15 protein-coding genes and 1 pseudogene are annotated in these 19,548 nt (G+C 69.2%); 10 read left to right on the top strand and 6 right to left on the bottom strand.

Annotation, left to right across the window (positions count from 1 at the left end):
• The first annotated feature begins 243 nt into the window (after positions 1-243).
• Positions 244-1,323 carry a class I SAM-dependent methyltransferase gene (locus tag ACZ434_RS14190; RefSeq protein ID WP_468455357.1) on the top strand — a complete coding sequence of 360 codons (1,080 nt, stop codon included), beginning with the start codon at positions 244-246 and terminating at the stop codon, positions 1,321-1,323.
• A gap of 132 nt (positions 1,324-1,455) precedes the next feature.
• Here ACZ434_RS14190 and ACZ434_RS14185 read toward each other — a convergent pair whose 3' ends face one another.
• Positions 1,456-2,721: a cellulase family glycosylhydrolase gene (locus tag ACZ434_RS14185; protein WP_468455355.1), complete on the bottom strand. Its 1,266-nt coding sequence runs from the start codon at positions 2,719-2,721 to the stop codon at positions 1,456-1,458.
• 747 nt (positions 2,722-3,468) lie between these two features.
• Here ACZ434_RS14185 and manA point away from each other — a divergent pair.
• Together manA and ACZ434_RS14175 are read left to right on the top strand one after the other, a co-directional pair.
• On the top strand, positions 3,469-4,692 hold the full coding sequence (gene manA / locus ACZ434_RS14180; protein ID WP_468455353.1) for a mannose-6-phosphate isomerase, class I: 1,224 nt from the start codon (positions 3,469-3,471) through the stop codon (positions 4,690-4,692).
• A 107-nt stretch (positions 4,693-4,799) separates the two neighbouring features.
• Positions 4,800-5,795: an ROK family protein gene (locus ACZ434_RS14175; protein WP_468455351.1), complete on the top strand. Its 996-nt coding sequence runs from the start codon at positions 4,800-4,802 to the stop codon at positions 5,793-5,795.
• Between the two features lie 164 nt (positions 5,796-5,959).
• Here ACZ434_RS14175 and ACZ434_RS14170 read toward each other — a convergent pair whose 3' ends face one another.
• The gene (locus ACZ434_RS14170; RefSeq protein WP_468455349.1) at positions 5,960-6,988 is read right to left on the bottom strand and encodes a LacI family DNA-binding transcriptional regulator; all 1,029 of its coding nucleotides are present in this window, start codon (positions 6,986-6,988) and stop codon (positions 5,960-5,962) included.
• Positions 6,985-9,423 carry a glycoside hydrolase family 2 protein gene (locus ACZ434_RS14165; protein ID WP_468455347.1) on the bottom strand — a complete coding sequence of 813 codons (2,439 nt, stop codon included), beginning with the start codon at positions 9,421-9,423 and terminating at the stop codon, positions 6,985-6,987. Before ACZ434_RS14165 ends, ACZ434_RS14170 begins: the two co-directional genes overlap by 4 nt.
• 273 nt (positions 9,424-9,696) lie before the next feature.
• Between ACZ434_RS14165 and ACZ434_RS14160 the strand changes: the two genes are divergently transcribed.
• The 3 genes from ACZ434_RS14160 to ACZ434_RS14150 all read left to right on the top strand — a co-directional run bounded on the left by ACZ434_RS14160 (position 9,697) and on the right by ACZ434_RS14150 (position 12,959).
• Positions 9,697-11,019 (top strand): ABC transporter substrate-binding protein, encoded by a 1,323-nt coding sequence (locus tag ACZ434_RS14160; RefSeq protein ID WP_468455345.1) that lies wholly within the window; start codon positions 9,697-9,699, stop codon positions 11,017-11,019.
• Between the two features lie 93 nt (positions 11,020-11,112).
• Positions 11,113-12,093, top strand: coding sequence for a carbohydrate ABC transporter permease (locus ACZ434_RS14155; RefSeq protein WP_468455343.1), 981 nt, complete (start codon positions 11,113-11,115; stop codon positions 12,091-12,093).
• Positions 12,090-12,959 carry a carbohydrate ABC transporter permease gene (locus ACZ434_RS14150; protein ID WP_468455341.1) on the top strand — a complete coding sequence of 290 codons (870 nt, stop codon included), beginning with the start codon at positions 12,090-12,092 and terminating at the stop codon, positions 12,957-12,959. The genes ACZ434_RS14155 and ACZ434_RS14150 overlap by 4 nt, the downstream gene beginning before the upstream one ends.
• 233 nt (positions 12,960-13,192) lie before the next feature.
• Here ACZ434_RS14150 and ACZ434_RS14145 read toward each other — a convergent pair whose 3' ends face one another.
• Positions 13,193-14,611 (bottom strand): ATP-binding protein, encoded by a 1,419-nt coding sequence (locus tag ACZ434_RS14145; protein ID WP_468455339.1) that lies wholly within the window; start codon positions 14,609-14,611, stop codon positions 13,193-13,195.
• A gap of 338 nt (positions 14,612-14,949) precedes the next feature.
• Here ACZ434_RS14145 and ACZ434_RS14140 point away from each other — a divergent pair, with 338 nt between their 5' ends.
• From ACZ434_RS14140 to ACZ434_RS14125, 4 genes are all read left to right on the top strand, one after another.
• Positions 14,950-15,738, top strand: a complete 789-nt coding sequence (locus ACZ434_RS14140; RefSeq protein WP_468455337.1) for a DNA-binding protein — start codon at positions 14,950-14,952, stop codon at positions 15,736-15,738.
• Positions 15,739-16,473: 735 nt separating this feature from the next.
• The gene (locus ACZ434_RS14135) at positions 16,474-16,860 is read left to right on the top strand and encodes a CPCC family cysteine-rich protein (RefSeq protein ID WP_468455335.1); all 387 of its coding nucleotides are present in this window, start codon (positions 16,474-16,476) and stop codon (positions 16,858-16,860) included.
• Positions 16,857-17,633, top strand: a complete 777-nt coding sequence (locus tag ACZ434_RS14130; RefSeq protein ID WP_468455333.1) for a HEAT repeat domain-containing protein — start codon at positions 16,857-16,859, stop codon at positions 17,631-17,633. The genes ACZ434_RS14135 and ACZ434_RS14130 overlap by 4 nt, the downstream gene beginning before the upstream one ends.
• Positions 17,591-18,223 (top strand): DUF6000 family protein, encoded by a 633-nt coding sequence (locus ACZ434_RS14125; protein WP_468455331.1) that lies wholly within the window; start codon positions 17,591-17,593, stop codon positions 18,221-18,223. Before ACZ434_RS14130 ends, ACZ434_RS14125 begins: the two co-directional genes overlap by 43 nt.
• 144 nt (positions 18,224-18,367) lie before the next feature.
• On the opposite strand, the pseudogene ACZ434_RS14120 reads toward ACZ434_RS14125, so the two are convergent.
• Positions 18,368-18,979, bottom strand: a pseudogene (locus ACZ434_RS14120) (transposase).
• Positions 18,980-19,301: 322 nt separating this feature from the next.
• On the bottom strand, positions 19,302-19,548 hold a 247-nt coding region (locus ACZ434_RS14115; protein WP_468455329.1), incomplete at its 5' end, for a transposase.

Below are 19,548 nucleotides of genomic sequence, written 5' to 3'. Positions count from 1 at the left end.
CCGGATTCTCGGGGACCGGCCGGCTGCGCCGGATCGGCACGTCCCGTGCGGGCCGCCCGATCGAGACGCTGTCCGTGGGCCACGGGCCGCGCCATGCCCTCCCGTCCCGTACGCCGATTCGGAAGGCCGGGCAGCCCTTGATCGGCGTCGGACCTCGTCGAGGCCGTCACGCTCGTCGTCCGACCGCGCGGGTGGCGGCTCACCGGGGCGTGGCTATCGTGGACGGAGGGGACCCGACTGGCGGTGAGCGAGGTCTCTGTGAGCGGATCGGTCCCTCCTCTGCGTGCCGAGGGCGCCATGGGCCACGGCTACGCACGGCACTCCCGGGTCCAGCACCGTGCCGGTGACTACGGGATGCCCCTGCTGCACCGGGCCCTGGACGCGGTCCCCCTGCCGGAGGGCGGCGCCCCCTTCCGCGTCGCGGACCTCGGCGTGGCCGCCGGAACCAACTCCCTGGACCCGATGCGGGCCGTGGTGGAGGGCATCCGCGGCCGTACCGGCGAGGAAACCCCGGTGACGGTGGTCCACACCGACATCCCCGGGAACGACTTCAACACCATGTTCGCGACGGTCACGGGCTCACCCGGCTCCTACGCCCACCAGCCGCACGTGTTCGTCCACGCCGAAGCCCGTTCCTTCTACGAGCCCCTCTTCCCGCCCGCTGAGCTGCACCTGGTCTGGAGCGCGATCGCGGTGCACTGGCTCTCCCGGGTGCCCGCATCGATCCCCGGCCACATCTACTCCTCACGCGCCACCGGCGACGTGCGCCGTGCCCTGAAGGAACAGTCCCGCGCCGACTGGGAGGCCTTCCTCGCCCACCGGGCCCGGGAACTGCGCCCTGGCGGGCAGGTCGTCGTCCTGGGCGGGGCGTGCGCCGACGACGGGACCAGCGGGGCCGACGGTCTGATGGACGCCGCCGAGGCCGTACTGGCCGATCTGGTACGCCAGGGCCTGATCACGTCGGACGAGTACGCGAGGATGACGATCCCGACCTGGAACCGGACCAGGGAGGAGTTCCTCGCCCCTCTCGGGGCGGGGCCGCCGGCCGGGGTCCTGCGGCTCGAGGAGCACGACCTGGTGGCACTCCCCGACCTCCTGCTCGAACAGCTCCGGGCAACCGGGGACGTCCAGCACTTCGCCGACCGGGTGACGGCGTTCTTCCGGGCGGCGTTCCTGCCCTCCCTGCTCAGCACACTCCCCGCCGACCACGCCGGCACCGTGACACAGGCGTTCACCGCGGGCATGCACACCCGCGTCGCCGCCGACCCGTACGCGGTCGAAACCCACTGGCATGTGGTCCCGCTGCGCATCACACGGCTGTAGCGGGGCGCACCGAGGACTCGTCGGCGGTGACGGAGACGGTTCGAGTGCGGTCGCACCTACCGGCCCGTGAGCACCGGCCGGACGCCCCGCCGCTGGGACCTACCTGCTGCGGGGCGTCACAGCGTCCGTCGGTCAGCGATCCGCAGCGCTGCCCCGGACGACGCAGGAACGGCTGTTCTCCCAGCCCCACCCGTCACCGTCAGGATCGGAAGCGCTGCCGTTGGCGCAGTACGGGTAACCGTTGGGAGCGATACCGCCGGGGACGACGCAGGAACGGCTGTTCTCCCAGCCCCATCCGTCACCGTCCGGGTCCGAGGCGCTCCCGTTCACGCAGTACGGGTAACCGTTGGGAGCGGTACCGCCCGTGCTGCCGCCGTCGTCACCGCCGCCGTACACGGTGGCGGTCCTGGACGTGGTTGCGATGCCGTTGCTGCCGTTGAAGAAGCGATCGCCCCAGCTGGTCAGCGAATTCGGGTCGAAGCCGTTGACCATGTCGAGGTATTCGACGCCGCTGCCGTTGCCGCTCCAGGACCAGCCGATGTAGCCGACACCGAGGGACTGGGCCGTCGCCATGATGGCGTCCTCGTCGGGGTTGCCATCGCTGTGCTGGTCGCCGAACTCCCCGACGACGATGGGCAGTCCGTTGCCGACAAAGGCGTTGAGGTAATCCTGCACCTCGGTCGCGGTGTCGTACACGCCGTACATGTGGATCGAGAAGATGGTGTTGCGGTCGGGGTCGGAGGCGAAGACGGAGGCCGCGTTGGAGCGCATCGTGCCGGACCAGTCCTGGCCCCAGTTGGGTGCGTCGACCATCAGGGCGTGGTCGAGGCCGGCGCCGCGGAGCTTGGTGACGGCCGCCTTGGTCGCGTCGGTCCACGCCGTGTAATGGGTGTTGCCGAAGGGCTCGTTGCCGATGTTGACGACGACGTAGTCCTCCTGGCCCACCAGCGCGCCCTTCACGCTGATCCAGTAGTCCGCCGCCTGGTCCAGGCTGGTCGCGGCGCCGTCCTCGCCGTAGCCGGTGGTGTCGTGCACCTCCAGCACGCAGATGACCTTGCTGGCCTTGCACTGGCCGATGAGCGTGGAGACCTCGGAGGCACTCGTCTTCGTCCAGCGGCCGCCGCTGGACAGCACGACGCGGACGGTGTTGGCACCCTTGGCCGCGATGTCGGCGATGGAGCTGGTGCGCTCCGGGTACCAGGTGTAGGCGTGGTTGACCCCGCGCATGACGAACGCGTTGCCGTTGCCCTCGACGACACGACCGTTGCTGACGTGGATACCGCCTTCCGCCGCCTGCGCCGTGCCGGCGGATGGGCCGGCGAGTGAGAGCAGCAGCCCGAGAACGGCGGCGAACGCCATCCCCGCCGTCGTGATGAGCGTGCTTCTTGGCTTTCGCATGTTTCTCCTCGGTTGAAGGGGATGACGGAGGACGACGCGTGACCGGACGTGCTGGACGCACCCTGCCGACGCCCACGGATGACAACGATGTCCGACGGCGGAGAGCACCGCCCGCAGCACGCTTCACAGACGTCGGGGGGTGCGAGACAGGCCCCGGACAAGCGGGGTGATGGGTCGTCACGGCGGCCGGGAGGGGCTGCGGCCGCTCAGTGCCACACCATGAGGCACCGGATGTTCCATCCATGTCAATAGACGGTTCAGGATTCGCCTGAGCGCACTGAGGGCCACCCGACCGCTAAACCGCTAAACCCGCTGCCCAACACCCACGTTCTTGTCAGGCAGGCCACTTACCAGCAAGAAGGCACCTGCGCGATTGATTGACAGCCGAAGCAGGCGCCCCTACGTTCCACTCCGATGAACCGGTACATGCGAGTCATCCCCCGAACGAGAGAGCCGCCATGCACGGCCGCCCCTCCCCCACGACCAGACCGCTTGTGACACCTCTGGCGCTCCTCCTCGTGGCCGCGTTGGCGGGCGCGTGTCTGTCGCTCATGCGCCCTCCCCCCGACCTCCGCCGGCGCCAACGCCTACGACCTGTTCATCCCTCGGGCTGCAACACGCCCATCACGCCCGGAACGACCCGCTCAGCGAGCTGATCAGAAAGCCGACCCGGCTGGCACTATACCGGTTCAATAACAGGAGCCGGAGGGTCCGCGAAATGCGTTCGGTCGCGGTTAACGTACGACCGTGGATCTACTTCAACCGATCATCAAGCCGTACCCATGGGGTTCACGTGACGCACTGGCCCGGCTGCAGGGGAGGGACGCCCCGGCGGCCGGGCCGGAGGCGGAGCTGTGGATGGGCGCGCACCCGTCCGGCCCGTCGGGGATGACCCGCCGCGGACGGGCCACGACGCTTCTGGAGGCCGTGGCCGAGGACCCTCACCGGGAGCTGGGGACCGCGTGCGCCCGGCGGTTCGGGGAAAAGTTGCCGTTCCTGCTGAAGGTGCTGGCCGCGGAGCAGCCACTGTCCATACAGGTGCACCCCGACCGGGAGCATGCGCGCTCGGCCTACGCAGCCCAGCAGGCCGGCGGCGGTCAGGGCTCGTACATGGACGACTGGCCCAAGCCCGAACTGCTCTGCGCGCTCAGCCGCTTCGAGGTTCTGGCCGGCTTCCGCGCGCGTGAGGAGGCCGCACGTCTTCTGGAGGATCTCCGGATCGACGACCTGCGCCCGGTGACGGGCCTGTTGCGCGCCGGGGTCGACCAGCAGGCCCTCTCCGACGCCTTGCGTGCCCTGTTGGAATGGGCGCCGGACGAGCGCGCCTCGCTGGTGTCCGCCGTGGTGGCATCGAGTAGGCGCCTTGCACGATCCACGCACGTCCACGCGGCCGCGTACGCGGCGGTGGAGCGCATGTCGCGGCATCACCCCGAAGACCTCGGCCTCGTTGCCTCCCTGCTGATGAACCACCGGGTCCTCGAGCCCGGCACGGCCCTGTTCATGCCCGCCGGCGGACTGCACGCCCATCTGCGCGGTGTCGGCCTCGAACTGCTCGCCAACTCGGACAACGTGCTGCGTGCGGGCCTGACCACCAAGGAGGTGAACGTGCCCGAGCTGCTGCGCGTCACCGACCCGGCGGTGCGCGTCCCGGAGGTCACGCCGGTGAGCGTCCCGGGACCGCGGCCCACCTGGCTCTACGACTGCCCGGTGCCGGAGTTCGCCCTCTACAGGACCGAACTGGACGGTTCTCGGTTGCCTCTCGTGCCCACGACCGGTCCTCGTATCGCCTTCTGCGCGGAAGGATCGGCCCGGCTGCGCTCCGGGACGGGCGGCGGGGAGCCGATGCGACTCGACCGGGGCGCCTCCTGCTTCCTGTCCGCCGCCGACCAGGACGTCCTGGTCGAGGGCACGGGCACCCTGTTCGTGGCAACCGTGGGCCCGGACTCGAACGTGCCGGGTTCGGCCGCGTAGGGCTCCTTGCGCCTCCCCCTCGTTGACAACGTTGTCTCCCTCTGCGCTCCTCGGTGCCTGCACGCTCCGAGGGTCCCGGAGGGACGACTGGAGAAAGGACCGAATCGGTGTACGCCGCCCTGGACATCGGAGGTACCAAGATCGCGGGAGCCTTGGTGGACGAGAGGGGAACCGTCGTCTACCGGGCCGAGCTCCCCACACCCGCCCAGGAGTCCGCCCAGCGCATGGCGCGGACCGTCGACTCCGTGATCGACGCCCTGTCGACCGCTCCGGCGTGGAGCACGGTACGTGGCATCGGGATCGCCAGCGCCGGCCCCGTCGACACGGTGGCCGGCACGGTGAGTCCCGTGAACATTCCCGCCTGGCGGGACTTCCCGCTCGTCGAGAGCGTGCGCGACCATCCCATGGTCCTCGCCGGCCTCGAACCGGTCCTGCTCGGGGACGCGGTGGCCATGACCGCCGCCGAGCACTGGCTCGGCGCCGCTCGAGGCGTGGACAACGCCCTGTGCATGGTGGTCTCCACCGGCGTGGGCGGTGGGTACGTCCTGGACGGACGGCTGCATCCGGGCCCTTCGGGGAACGCCGGGCACATAGGCCACATCTCCGTCGGCATGGACGGACCACCCTGCGCTTGCGGGGCGCGTGGATGTGTCGAGACGTACGCCAGCGGGACGGCCATCACCCGCTACGCCGTACAGACGGGCTGGTCACCGAAACCGGGGTCGCAGCCTTCCGCCGCCGCGGTCGCCGCTTCGGCGCGTGAGGGCGACGAACGTGCCCTGGCCGCATACGACCGCTCCGCGCGAGCTCTGGCCGCCGCGATCGCCGGCAGCGCGACTCTGCTGGAGATCGAGGTCGCGGTGATCGGCGGTGGCGTCGCGCAGGCGGGCGGAACGCTGTTCACGCCGCTGCGCCGCCACCTGCGCGCGTTTGCGGTGCTCGGCTTCGTGCGTGACCTCGAAGTCCGTCCCGCCGCTCTGGCTCGGGACGCCGGCCTCATCGGTGCGGCGGCGGCCGCCCGGCAGCGACTCCGCACAGTGGACGGAACGGCATCATCAGAAGTGCGCGGAAAAGTGTCCGTCGTCCACGAACCCAGTGCTTGACCGGTTTCGGTCGGGCAATCCCGAGCCACTCTCGAGTCGTCGCAGTGGTTTCCGTCGTCCACTCCCGCATCGTGAGGGGGGGCCTGCCGAGCAGAACTCCTCGGCGACACGCCAAGGGGCGCGGCATGACGCCGCGCCCCTCGACCGTCCCTGCCCGCCCCCTCCTACGACGGAGGCGGGGCGGTCGACGCCCGCGGTACCAACGACGGCGTCGCGACGGGCCGGGAGGTCACGTCGTGGCCCGTCAGCACCTCGAACAGCACCCGCGCGACCTGCGCGCCGAAGCCGTGCACGTCGTGGCTCATCGCCGACAGGGTCGGGTGCGTCAGCCGGCACAGCTGGGAGTCGTCCCACGCCAGCAGCGACAGGTCGTCCGGCACGGAGACGCCCATCTCTGTGGCGACACCCAATCCGGCGACCGCCATGATGTCGTTGTCGTAGAGGATGGCCGTGGGCCGCTCGGCGGACAGCAGCAGGGAGCGGGTGGCGCGCGCGCCGTCCTCGCCCGAGAATCCGGTCTCGACGTGCGGCCCCCGTTCCAGGCCGAGCTCGGTCATGGTCTGTTCGAACGCGGTCGTCCGGATGGCACTGTGCCCGAGCCCCCGGGGGCCGCCCACGTGCGCGATGCGCCGGTGCCCCAGCACCGCCAGGTAGCGCACCGCCTCGGCGACGGCGGCGGCGTCGTCAGTCCACACCGAAGGGAACCCGCCGGTGAGGGACGGGTGGCCGACCGCCACGGCGGGGAGACCGATCCGCTGCAGCGGGACGATCCGCGGATCGTCGTGATGGAAGTCGACCAGGATCGAACCTCCTATCTGCCGCTCCCGCCACCAGCGTTCCTGCAGACCGATCTCCTCCTCCAGCGAGCCGACGAGGCGCAGCAGCAGCGAGCAGTCGCGCTCGGCCAGCACGCTCTCGATGCCGGAGACGAACTCCATGTAGAACGGCTCCAGGCCCAGCAGCCGGGCCGGCCGGCAGATCGCCAGGCCGACGGTGTCGACGGACTGGCGCGACAGGCTGCGGGCCGAGGAGTTCGGGGCCCAGCCCAGTTGCCGGGCCGCCGCGAAGATCCGCTCGCGGGTGGCGTCGGAGACCCCTGGCTTGTCGTTGAACGCCAGGGACACGGCACCCTTGGACACGCCGGCGGCCGCGGCGACGTCCTTGATGGTGACGCGTACGGACGGTGTGCTCACGCCGGTTCCACGCAGAACAGTGCCGCCCGGACGGCGTTGGCCCCGGTGTCGGTCGCGCCCGTGACCCGCAGGCGGAGTCGTTCGCCGGGGAGCAGGGTGCGCAGTCCGGTGTCGCAGACCGCGTCGGGCCCGAGCCGGTCGGCCTGCAGGAGGAGATCGCGTACGAGGGTGTGTGCGGTGACCACGACTTCGACAGTACCCGTCCCGGCACCCATCGGGGACTCGACGGCCACGTCGTAGTCCGGAACCGGGTAGGCGAACTCCCGGTCCGTGACCGGCAGGTACACACTGCGCAAGTGCTCACTGTCGGCGACAAGGAACTCCTTGGCGCTGCGCGGGACAGGGACCAGGTCCCGCGGCACGGACTGCCGGTGCACCGAACGAGCGGCAACGGTCACGTCGAGCACGTCCTCGGCGACCCCGGAGCCGTCCGCCCGCATGCGCCGCAGGGTCACGCGCGCCTGCCAGGGCTCGGCGGACTGATTGACGACGGCGAGCACCGGCCCGTCGTCGCCCGCTCCCGGCTGCAGCGTGAGCAGCCGGTCCGCGTAGACACGGCGCAGCTCGTGGTAGAGGGGCTTGAGCCGGCCGTCACCGTCGATGGCCGCCCAGGAACTGACCGGCCAGCAGTCGTTGATCTGCCAGACGACGGTCCCGGCGCACACGGGCCAGTGGGAACGCCAGTGCTCGATCCCGGTGGCGATCGCACGAGCCTGCACGACCTGGGTGAGGTAGTGCCAGCGGTCGAAGTCGCCGTCCGGCAACACGAAGTGGCGTTCCACTCCCCGGTTCAGCTTGCCGTTGCCGTCCTCGGCCTTCTGGTGGTGCAGCATGCCGGGCGAGTCGGGTGAGAGCCGCTCGCCGGGCAGCGCGCGTCGCAGGGTCGCCATGGCGGGCGGCGCCTGCCAGCCGAACTCCGACACGAAGCGGGGCACCGAGTCGCGGTACTCGGCGTAGTCCCGGCGGTTCCAGACCTCCCAGGAGTGATACGTGCCGTGGGCCGGGTCGTTGGGGTGGTGGTCCCAGGAGCCCGACCAGGGGCTGCCGGCGTTGTACGGGCGAGTGGGGTCGAGTTCCGCGACGATCCGCGGGAGCAGGTCCAGGTAGTAGCCGCCGCCCCAGGAGTCGCCGCGCAGCTCGGGCTCCCAGTCCCAGTCGCGGAAGCCCCAGAGGTTCTCGTTGTTGCCGTTCCACAGGACGAGCGAGGGGTGCGGCATGAGCCGGACAACGTTGTCGCGCGCCTCGGCCTCCACCTCGCCACGCAGCGGCTGCTCCTCGGGGTAGGCGGCGCAGGCGAAGAGGAAGTCCTGCCAGACCATGAGGCCCAGCTCGTCGCAGGCGTCGTAGAAGGCGTCGTCCTCGTAGATGCCGCCGCCCCAGATACGCACCAGGTCCACGCCCGCATCGGCCGTCTGGCGCAACCGGGTGCGGTAGCGCTCCGGTGTGATCCGGGACGGGAAGACGTCGTCGGGGATCCAGTTGACCCCCCGCGCGAAGATCCGTTCGCCGTTGACGACCAGGGTGAATCCGGTGCCGTGCCGGTCCGCCGACCGGTCCAGTTCCACGGTGCGGAAGCCGATCCGCCGGCGCCAGGAGTCGAGGGGTCGCTCTGCGGAACCGTCCTCGACGAGCACCAGCTCCAGGTCGTACAGAGGCTGATCACCGTAGCCACGAGGCCACCACAGGGAGACGTCGGGCACCTCCAGCGTCAGCGCGGCGTGTTTCCCCTCCACGACACCGCGCGCCTCGGCGAGGCCGTCCCCGACGGTGGCACGCACGGCGAGCGGGCGGGACGTCCCCTGCGCGGTCCGCTCGACCTCGAAGCGCACCTCGACGCGGCCCGTGCCGCCGTCGACCGTCACGAGCGGACGTACATCGGCCAGCCGGGCCGTCGACCAGCGCTCCAGTCGGACCGGGCGCCAGATGCCGGCGGTCACCAAGGTCGGGCCCCAGTCCCAGCCGAAGCTGCACGCCATCTTGCGGATGTACTGGAACGGCTCCGGGTAGACGTTGGGGCGTTCCCCCGTCAGCGCCCGCACCGAGGCCGCCTCGTCGTAGGCGGAGGCGAAGTCCACTGCCAGGAGCCCGTGGCGACCGGTGATGTCGAAGCGGTGACGCCGGTGCATGTTCCGGGTGCGGCCCAGTTCGCGCCCGTCCAGGGTGATGGCCGCGGCGGTGTCCAGCCCGTCGAAGACCAAGTCCGTCCGCTCGTACCCGTCCTCCGCGGCGGTGTCGGTGTCCCGCAGGTCGCGGACATAGGTCCAGGCACGTTGTCCGACCCAGGCCACTTCGGTCTCGTTGGTACCGAGGAAGGGGTCCGGGATCAGGCCGGCCGTGAGCAGATCGGTGTGGACGCATCCGGGGACCTGGGCGGGCAGCAGGTTCTCCCGGTGGCAAAGACTCCAGCCCTCGGCGAGCGGGACGACTTCCTTCATGTACGGCTCCTTCGGCGGGACGGGCCCGGTGTCGTAGGCAACGCGGCTCAACCTAACCCCACAGAAGTGAACCGGTCTAGCCCTCTCATGCCGGCAGGAGCCTCCACGGAGACACAGGCAGCGCCCGCGTGTTGCGCCCACCCACCTCAACCTCAGGTAACGATTGAGCATCGCGGAGGATTGAGTAGCTTTACCGGTTCACGACCGGCTGACATAGTCGCCGTCAACCACCACCGGAGCCCGAGCCGTAATCCTTGGAAAGGAGCTGGGCACATGGGGAAGAGGACGCTGAGCGTCGCACTGCTCGCCACCGCGATGCTGACCGTTGCGGGGTGCAGCGGAGGGGGCAGCGCGGACGCCGGCGAAACAGCCGCCGCGCCGGTGAACCCGGACGGCGTCTCGGGGGACATCACCGTGCTGACCAATCGCACCGACCTCGTCGAGGACGGAACGATGAAGAAGTACGCCGCCGAGTTCAACAAGACCTACCCCGGCGTGAAGGTCGAGTTCGAGGGCCTCACCGACTACGAGGGGGAGGTGAAGATCCGCATGAACACGGAGGACTACGGCGACGTCCTGCTCATCCCGTCGGCGGTCGCCAAGGGCGACTACCCCAAGTTCTTCGCACCGCTCGGTGAGACCTCGTCGATGGCGGCCACCTACCGCTTCACCGACAAGACCGACGTCGACGGCAGGACGTACGGCATCGCCACCTTCGGTACCGCCAACGGCCTGGTCTACAACAAGGCTCTGTGGAAGAAGGCCGGGATCACCGAATGGCCGACGACGACCGAGCAGTTCCTCGACGATCTCAAGGCCGTCAAGGACAAGACCGGGGCGACCCCCTACTACACCAACTTCAAGGACGGCTGGCCGCTCGAAAGCCCCTGGACCAACGGCGTCGGCTCGATCAGTTGTGACACCCAGGCTTCCGACAAACTGGCCAGGATGGACAAGCCCTGGGCCGAGGGCAACGACCTCCACGCCCTCGACACCCTGCTCCACGACATCGTCCACGAGGGGCTGTCGGAGAAGGACCCCGCCACCACCAACTGGGAGAGCTCCAAGACCCTCCTGGCCAAGGGCAAGGTGGGCAGCATGATGCTCGGCTCCTGGGCGATCAACCAGATGCGGGACGCGGCCGGGACCGCCGGCCAGAACCCCGACGACATCGGCTTCATGCCGGTCCCGTCCCAGCAGGGCGGCACGTTCTGCGCCACCTTGGTCTCCGACTACCAGCAGGCCGTCAACATCCACTCCGATCACAAGGAGGCCGCCCGGGCGTGGATCGACTGGTTCACCGAGAAGTCCGGCTACGCCGCCAAGGAGGGCGCCGTCTCCGCCCTGAAGTCCGAGGCGATGCCGACGACACTCAAGGACTACGTTGACAACGATGTCAAGATGATCGAACGCTCCGAGGCGGCGACGGCGGACGTCAACGCCATCGACAATGCCGCCGAGATCGGACTGAACAAGCCCGACTACCGCAAGAAGCTCATCGACATCGCCCGCGGCTCCACGGACGGGTCGATCGAGGGCTACTTCGACGACCTGAACAAGCGCTGGTCCGAGGCCAGGCAGACCGTCGGCTCCTGACCCCAGCACCCGCCGGGTCCCCGCACGCCGTCCCGGCGAGCGGGCCCGGCGCCCCAGTGCCCTCAGCGGACGACGAAAGGCCCTGGCTCCGCAATGACCCGAACCCGAACCGTCTCCACCGCGTCACCGCCCGCCCCGGCCACCGGGCCGGGCCCGGCCGGCAAGCAACGCTCCCGGCACCGCGCGCGGGCCGGCGCCTCGTGGCGCGACCGGCCGGTGGGCAAGATCACGCCGTGGCTGTTCCTGGTGGCGCCCCTGGCCCTGCTGATCACGTTCACCTACGTGCCGGTGGGCAACATGATCTACTACAGCTTCACCGACTGGGACGGCGTCAGCCCCGACCGCAACTACGTCGGCACGGAGAACTACACCGAGATCTTCACTCGCCCCGAACTGTTCCGGGTGTTCGCGGTGAGCTTCTACTACCTGGCGGCGTCCGCCGTACAGATCGTCATCGCCCTGTACTTCGCCGTCGTCCTCAGCTTCGACCTGCGCTTCAGGAATCTCTTCAAGGGCATCCTGTTCTTTCCGTACCTGATCAACGGCGTCGCGATCGGCTTCGTCTTCCTGTACTTCTTCCAGGACGGCGGCACACTCGACTCGGTCCTGTCCTGGTTCGGCGTCGGCACCGACCACGCCTGGCTGGGGACTCCCGAGTCGGCCAACACCTCCATGGCCGGCGTGTCCGTGTGGCGCTACACCGGCCTGAACTTCGTGCTGTTCCTCGGCGCGATCCAGTCGATCCCCGGCGAGCTGTACGAGGCCGCCCAACTGGACGGGGCGAGCCGCTGGCAGCAGTTCCGGCACATCATCGCGCCGAGCATCCGCCCGGTGCTGGGCCTGAGCGTCATCCTGGCGATCTCCGGCTCCCTCTCCGTCTTCGAGATCCCGTACATCATGACCGGCGGCGCGACCGAAACCTCGACCTTTGTCATCCAGACGGTGAAGTACGCCTTCCAGTTCAACAAGACCGGCCTGGCCTCCGCCTGCGCGGTGGTGCTGCTGGCAATCATCCTGGTGATCACCTGGATCCAGCGCCGCCTCGTACCCGACGAGAAGGTGGACCTCGTATGACCCTCACCGCTCCCGCCCGCGCTCAGGACCGGAAGCGCCGCAGCCCACGCGTCAGCACCGCTCTGGTGTACCTGTCGCTGGTCGTCGCCTCCCTCGTGGTGCTGCTGCCGCTCGTCGTCATCTTCCTGACCTCGCTCAAGTCCTACGGGGAGATCTCCGACGGCCAGGGCGCCCTCGCCCTGCCGGACAACTGGCTCAACTTCTCCAACTACGCCACGGCCTTCACCGATGGCCACATGATGACGGCGTTCGGCAACACCGCCTTCATCCTGCTGTTCTCCATCACGGGCACCGTGATCATCGGCTCGATGACCGCGTACGCCATCGACCGCTTCGACTTCCGCTTCAAGAAGCTCGTCATGGCCCTCTTCCTGATCGCCACGCTGGTGCCTGCCGTAACGACCCAGGTCGCCACCTTCCAGGTCGTCAACAGCTTCGGGCTGTTCAACACCCGGTGGGCCCCGATCCTGCTCTATATGGGCACCGACATCGTGGCCATCTACATCTTCCTGCAGTTCATCCGCGGAATTCCGAAGTCCCTCGACGAGGCCGCGCGACTCGACGGCGCCAACTCGTTCACCATCTACCGGAAGATCATCTTCCCCCTGCTGAAACCGGCCATCGCTACCGTGGTCATCATCAAGGGCATCACCACGTACAACGATTTCTACATCCCCTTTCTCTACATGCCCAAAGAGGATCTCGGGACCATGTCAACGGCCCTGTTCCGCTTCAAGGGGCCTTTCGGGGCGCACTGGGAGAACATCTCAGCCGGAGCCGTTCTCGTCATCGTGCCGACACTCGTGATCTTCCTGTTTCTCCAGCGCTACATCTACAACGGCTTCGCTCAAGGGGCCACGAAGTAGCGATCCCCCGCCGCGTCGGAACCGCTGGACGCGGCGTCCGGGGTGTCGAAGGCAGAGGTCGGGTACGCAAGGGCGGCAGACAGGAGCTGGCCGGCCAGGCGGCAGGACAGCCGACTCCTGTCCCCCGTTCGCTCGCCAGGAACTGCACCCCCAGCAGCGCCTCCGGGATCACCTCGGCAAGCCCGTGCACCTCTGTCTCGACCTCAGCAGTAATCGATCAAAGGGCTCGCGGCTCACAGTGGCCAGGCGGTCAGCAAATCGCCAGGACCGTAGGAGGTGTCGAGCCCCGGGCAGTCGACTCCGCTGCGCGAGACCGCCACGACGGGAACGGGTTCGCCGGTGAGGGCGGCCCGGTGCCGATGGAGGGCTGCCAGGTCGTGCCGGTCGAAGGGCGACTGCTCCAGCCACTTGATGGATCCGACGAAAAGCAGTTCCTTGGCGATGGGGGCGCGGTCCGCCCCGACGATGTCGATCTCGACGTCGTTGGTGCGGGTCCAGTAGCCGCCCACTGCCGGGGCCGCGGGCAGCCTGTCATCGGGCAGTATCCGTGCCAGGGCCTCGCGGACAAGGGGCTCGACGGCCCGGCCGCGCCAACTGGTCCAATTCTCCCGGATACGCGCCAAGGTCAGGTCGCCCCGCCCCCGCTCGATCTCTTCCATGGACGGGCCGAGCAGATGCAGCCAGAAGCGCAGATAGGGATCTGCCACCCGGTAGCGGCGATCCTTCGAAGGGCGCGGCGACACGGGCAGCTCCGCAGCGATGATCCGCTTGTTCGTGAGCAGTTCCAGCGCTCGCTGCAGTGGCGTGGCCCCGATTCCGCCGGCCGCCCGGGCGATGTTGGTGAAGGTCCGCTCGCCGCTGCCGATGGCCGCCAGAACCGTACGCGCCTGGGCCTGCGGGGGGAATTCGGCAGCCAGCGAACGCTCGGCCGACACCAGCAGGGGCGAGACCGGGTCACTCAGCGCCTCGCCGAGGAAGTCCCACAGTCCCGCGCCTCGCGGCCAGTCCGCGCAGATCAGCGGCAGTCCGCCGGTGACCAGCGCGGCATCGAAGGCTTCCGCCGGTTCCAGCCCCAGCATCTGACCCACCTCTGCGGGGTTCAGGGGCCCCAGCACCATCTCCCGGCCACGCTGATGGAAGGGGCGCCCATAGCTGTTCAGCGCCTCCATCATCGACAGATCGGAACCGATGAGGACCAGCAGCACCGGCTTGGTCTCCAACACCCGGTCCCAGGCCCGTTGCAGCATCCCCTCAAAGGCGCCATCGGCATCCATCAGGTACGGCACCTCGTCGATGACCAGCACACTCGCCCGGTCGGCGGGCAGCGCCGCTGCCAGCACATCGAACGCGGCGTCCCAGCTCTCCGGCCGCGCGGCGGCCACAAGCCCCGCCATCGGCAGCGTCGACGCCTGCGCGTCACGGGCGAGCCGGCCGAGATCATCAAAAGGGGACGCACCGGTCGCCGCGTAGAACAAGAACGGAGCCCCGGAGCGCTCCGCAAACCGTTCGACCAGCCGCGACTTGCCCACTCGGCGCCGCCCACGCAACATCACGCACCGACCGGGCCTCTCCCCGCCGACCCCTGCCGCTACTTTCCGCAGCTCTCGCTCCAGCGCCGCCAGCTCCTGCCGACGCCCCACGAAGACCGCCACACCCACCTCCACGCATGTAACTAATCCAAATGTTACTAACATGCATATTAGCACTCACCTCGTTGCGGAGAGCGCTCCGCGTCCCCCGACCTGGCCCGCCGGTGCGACGCCTTTCTCGGTGCGAACGGCGACCTGTGGCGCCTGGCCGTCCGTCCTGAGCAGTTCTCTCAGCGGGTACCGGGGCGCTGATCGACGTCGGCCTGAAACTCAGCAGTCAGGCACCCGCCGCCGTCGACCCCCTCCTGTCCTCCTTCCGCGCGCAGTTCGACCAGCTGCGAAAGCTCGGCCAGTCCACCGCGCCGAAGGTCCTGCTTCCCCTGCTGGAGACGCAGACACGCATGATTGCCGGGCTGGCCGCCGGCGCCGCGTCGACCACTCGTGTCCCCGCGCTCCTGCTCGCATCGCGTTTCGCGGAGTTCACCGGCTGGATGTCCCAAGAGGCCGGGGACAACAGCACGGCGCTCGGTTGGATGGGCGAGGCCACCGCACTTGCGCACGCCGGGGGCGATCCGCACCTCGGTTCCTACGCGTTCGTTCGACGTGCCCTGGTCACGCTCTACAGCGGGGACGCCGCGGGCACCATCGCCCTGGCCCGCCGGGCTCAGAGCAGCAAACTCCCGCCGCGCATCCGGGGACTCGCAGCCCAGCGAGAGGCCCAGGGGCACGCGCTCATCGGCAACGAACACGACTGCCTCCGCAGCCTCGACAGGGCACGAGAACTACTCGACAGTGATGACGCCCGCGGCGGCAATGAGCCCGTGATCGGCACCACCCACGTGAGCGACCCGGCGGTGATGACGACCGGCTGGTGCCTGTACGACCTCGGTCGCCCCAAGGCCGCCGCCAAGATCCTCGACCGGGAATGCCATCGCCTCCCGCCGCACGCCCTGCGTACCCGCGCCCGGTACGGCTTCCGCAAGGCCCTGGCCCACGCCGCCTCCGGAGAAGCCGAGCATGCGTGCACGATCGCGGGAGAACTCTTGGGGATGATGCCGGCCGTGCCCTCGGCGACGGTGAACTGCGACATCCGGCGTCTCGCACGGGAGCTCTCCAGGTTCCGGAGCAACCGGGCCGTGCGCGATCTGCAACCGGCGCTGGCACGGGTGCTCGCCCCCGCGCACGACTGAAACCACTTCCACGAGCCAACGAGCGACATCGGCTCTTTGAGCCGCCCGGCACGGCGGATGCTCGGCGGCCCCTCCGGCTCCCATGATCCGACGGATCTCTCTGATCCCGCCCGCCGGGGCGCACCGCGCTCCCGGCTTCCCCGAACCACCCGAGACCAGTGACGCGCCAGGCGGCGCACCTCCATTCGTAGGCCTTTCCGTGGGCACCCCGTGCCCTCGCGCGGTCGAACGGTCGGCACCTCATGGCCCGGGCGAACCAGGAATCCGGGGCGCTCGGCAGACCTCACTCCCATGCGTGTCCACCTCCGTCCTCCTCACAAAAGGAATCTTCATGACCGACGTCTTCGTCAACTACCGCACAGGCGACGCGGAAGACGCCGCGACCAGAGAGCCTTGCGGGCTTCGCTCGCAGTTATGGACGTGACCTGACCCTTTCCGGCACGGGAAACAGCAAGGGGCCGACCCGAACGAGTCGACCCCTGCTGCCTGAGCGCCTGACGGAGCATCTAGCGGAAAGCGATGAACCGGTCACACATTGAAGCGGAATGTCTGCGGGCTGATCCTGACCTGCGACGGAGCCCCCTCCAGGGCTCTGACCTGGGATACCCCGGTTGGCATGCGTTGGCTCCCGACGGCCATTTACGGGTGTCCTGCGGACTGGCTGCGGACTGGCTGGGCGGGCGGAGGCCGAGAAATCCATGGCGCACCAGCGGGACCGGCAAGGAGACTGCCCGGGTGAGCGACCGCTACCCCTGCCCATGCTGCGGGCACCGCCTGCTGGGCGAGATGCCCGGCTCGTACGAGATCTGCCCCGTCTGCTTCTGGGAGGACGACGGGGTCCAGTTCCGCTGGCCGACTATGGGCGGCGGCGCGAACAAGGTCTCCTTGATCGAGGCCCAGCGGAACTACCAGGACTTCGGCGCCTGCGACGAGCACGGCCGACGGTTCGTCCGCCCGCCGGCCGAAGACGAGCCGCTCGACCCCGCCTGGCGCCCCATCGACCTGACACGCGACTCCTTCGAGGACTGGGCAGCCGAGGACCGCGCCCCGTGGCCCGACGACCACTCGGTGCTCTGCTGGTGGCTGCCCACCTTCTGGCGCCGGGACCACTCCACGTCATGACCTCCCACATCGAGACACTCGTCCAGCAGCTCGACGGCAAGGCCGACGAGTCCTGCGACGCCCGCGCGGAGCTGATCCGGATCGGCGCCGACGCCATACCCGCCGTCATCAACGGCCTGCCTGCCCTCGGCGGCTTCGGTCAGTTGACCGCCATCGAGGTCTTCGAGGCGGTGGGCGATCCCCGTTGCGGCGCCGCTCTCATCGGCCTGCTGGACAGCGACAACCCGACCGTCCGCGAATGGGCGGCGATGGCCCTGGCGAGCCTGAAGTTCGACGGCGCGGTCGAGCCCGTGCGCCGCGCCTATCGCGCCTGCCTGGAACGGGCGACGCCACCCGACTGGAGCGAGCCGGAAGGCATCCGCTGGGCCCTGACCGAACTCGGCGCACGCAGCCCCGTCGTCCCGCCGCTCACCGCGCGCCTACGACCCACCACTGCGGACAACGCCCCAGGCTGGCCTTCAGCCCACTTCACCGAGATCATCAACGACCTGGCCGACCACGCCCAGGTGATCCTCTACTCCCAGTTCTGGCGAGTGGACGCCGACGGCACATACGGCGTCTCCGGATCCGACCTGGACTGGGAACTCGACTGGACCGCGCCTTGGGAGCACCTGGTCGAGGAGTCCCGCACCTGGTCCCTGCTGGAAGCCTCCGAAGCCCCCACCGGCGACAACATCTTCGTCGCCCCACCTGGATCGACCGTACCGACCTGCACCCGGAGAGGTGACCGATGCCGTTCCAGCACCCCGAGGAGATCGGCTACGGCTACGTGATCGAGCGATACGCGGCAAGGAAGGACTCGGGCCACGCGCGCTACCTCGTCCTGAAAAGTGGTCGATTCCTGCGGCCCGAGTGGCCTCACGGCGAACGTTTCGCCCATCACCTCATCGACGACGCGGCCACGATCACCGATGCCGAGTTGGAAGCCCTCCTCGGCTACGAGTGGCGCTCGCGCCTCACCGCCGCATGGCTGATCGGCGTCGACCGCCGCGAACGGTTCCGCGAACGCATCGGCGACCTGCTCCTGGCCAGCGAGGTCTGCTTCTCCGGCAGCGCCTACTGCTTCGCCCTGGCCCGCTTCGGCACCCACGCCGACGCCGAGATCCTCACCGCCTACCTCGACCATTACCTCCCCCGCACCGACCTCCGCTACGACCAGCCCGCAGCCCTCGGCGCCCTCCTCCGCCTCGACGCCCACCTCGGCACCCACCACGCGGACCGCTTCACCCGGCCTGACGGCCCCTGGGACCAGTGGGTCAACGCCCTGGCCCACCTCCGCGACCACCCCGGCTACACCCCCATGGGGCGGCGCCACTCGACGGACCTCCAGTGCGAGTTCTCCAACGGCTGGACCCGGCCGTAGCCGCTGCGCCCGCCCTCAATCCGAACGCGATCACGGCCGCAGCAGCCGAGCCTGCGCGCCTGTGCCCACCGGTCGTGCTGCCCAAAGATCCTGACAGGAGCCTTGCTTCAGTACGGCGAACATCCGACGCGTCAGTAAGCGTTTTCAGCGTTGCCTCTCCAGAGTGAGGACGGCAGCGGCGATGACGGACATGCGGTTCGGGCTGCAGCGGGACCGGCGGAAGATGCGCCAGGACTTGAGCCGCGCGACGCTTCGCTCGACCGGTGCCCGTGCCGCTGACAGGGCCCGGTTGATCGTCCGCTGGGTCGGGGTGAGGTCCTGGTGCGGAAGGCGTCTGATCGGCGTGGTCACCCAGCAGTTTCCCCGCGGGATCGGCGACGACCTGCACATTCACGCCGTGGCGGCGGTGCTTGTGGGAGTAGTCGGCCCGGCTGTCGCCGACCCGGTCGCACTCGGCGAGCGTCCCATCGAGCAGAACGTGATCAGGGTCGGTCTCCCGCAGAACCCGCAGCAGGCCCGGCGGGCGAGGTGGCCGACGACGGCGGTGACGTAGGCGTGGGCGGTGCCCACGGATATGCCGAAGCCGGCGGCGATCTGCGTGAGCGGGTCGTGCCGGCGCAGGTAGATCAAGGCGACGAGAGCACGTTGGTGCGGCGGGAGCTTGCAGCGGCGGTCACCCTCACGGGTGACGATAAGCATGGCTACCCACTCGACCAGGGCGTGAGGCAGGTCGAGTGAGGGAGGATAGGGAACCAACGAGGCTCCTAGGCTGATGAGTTGAGACGTCGAACACCTCTCTCAACGGCACAGGGGCCTCGTGCGTTGCGGGACACCGGCCCGTCACCCGATCGGTGGCCTCCCTGAAAGGGCTCATTGACCGTGGAGGCCGACAACCCCGCACCGGAGGCATGCACGCCCTTGGCGAACTCCTCGAAGTCGCACCGCGCCAACCCGGCCAGCGCCTTCCGCCCCAGGCGCGGCACGAGGTGGTTACGGATGAACCCTTCGTAGTTGCGGCGCGTCGACTCACCGATGACCCGTCGCTCCAGGGTCATGTCCCCTGTCGTGGTGTAGGCGATCAGTCGTCTGACGTGGCGGGTAGGACGGTTGGGGCATCGAGGTAGAGGGCGTCCATGCTCTCGTTGGAGAGGTAGCGGCGGGGGAAGGCGATCCACTCGTCGTGGAGTTCGGCGAGGACCGCGGTCGCGAGGCGGAGGACCGCGGGCGGGTTGGGGAAGACCTGGACGACGTCGGTGCGGCGTTTGATCTCCCGGTTCAGCCGCTCCAGCGGGTTCGTGGACTGGATCTTCTTCCAGTGCTGGTGG

The sequence above is a fragment of the Streptomyces sp. NPDC030893 genome (genome assembly GCF_055571535.1).
Note: the sequence above shows the minus strand (reverse complement) of the source record. Positions and strands in the feature narration are given on the sequence as shown.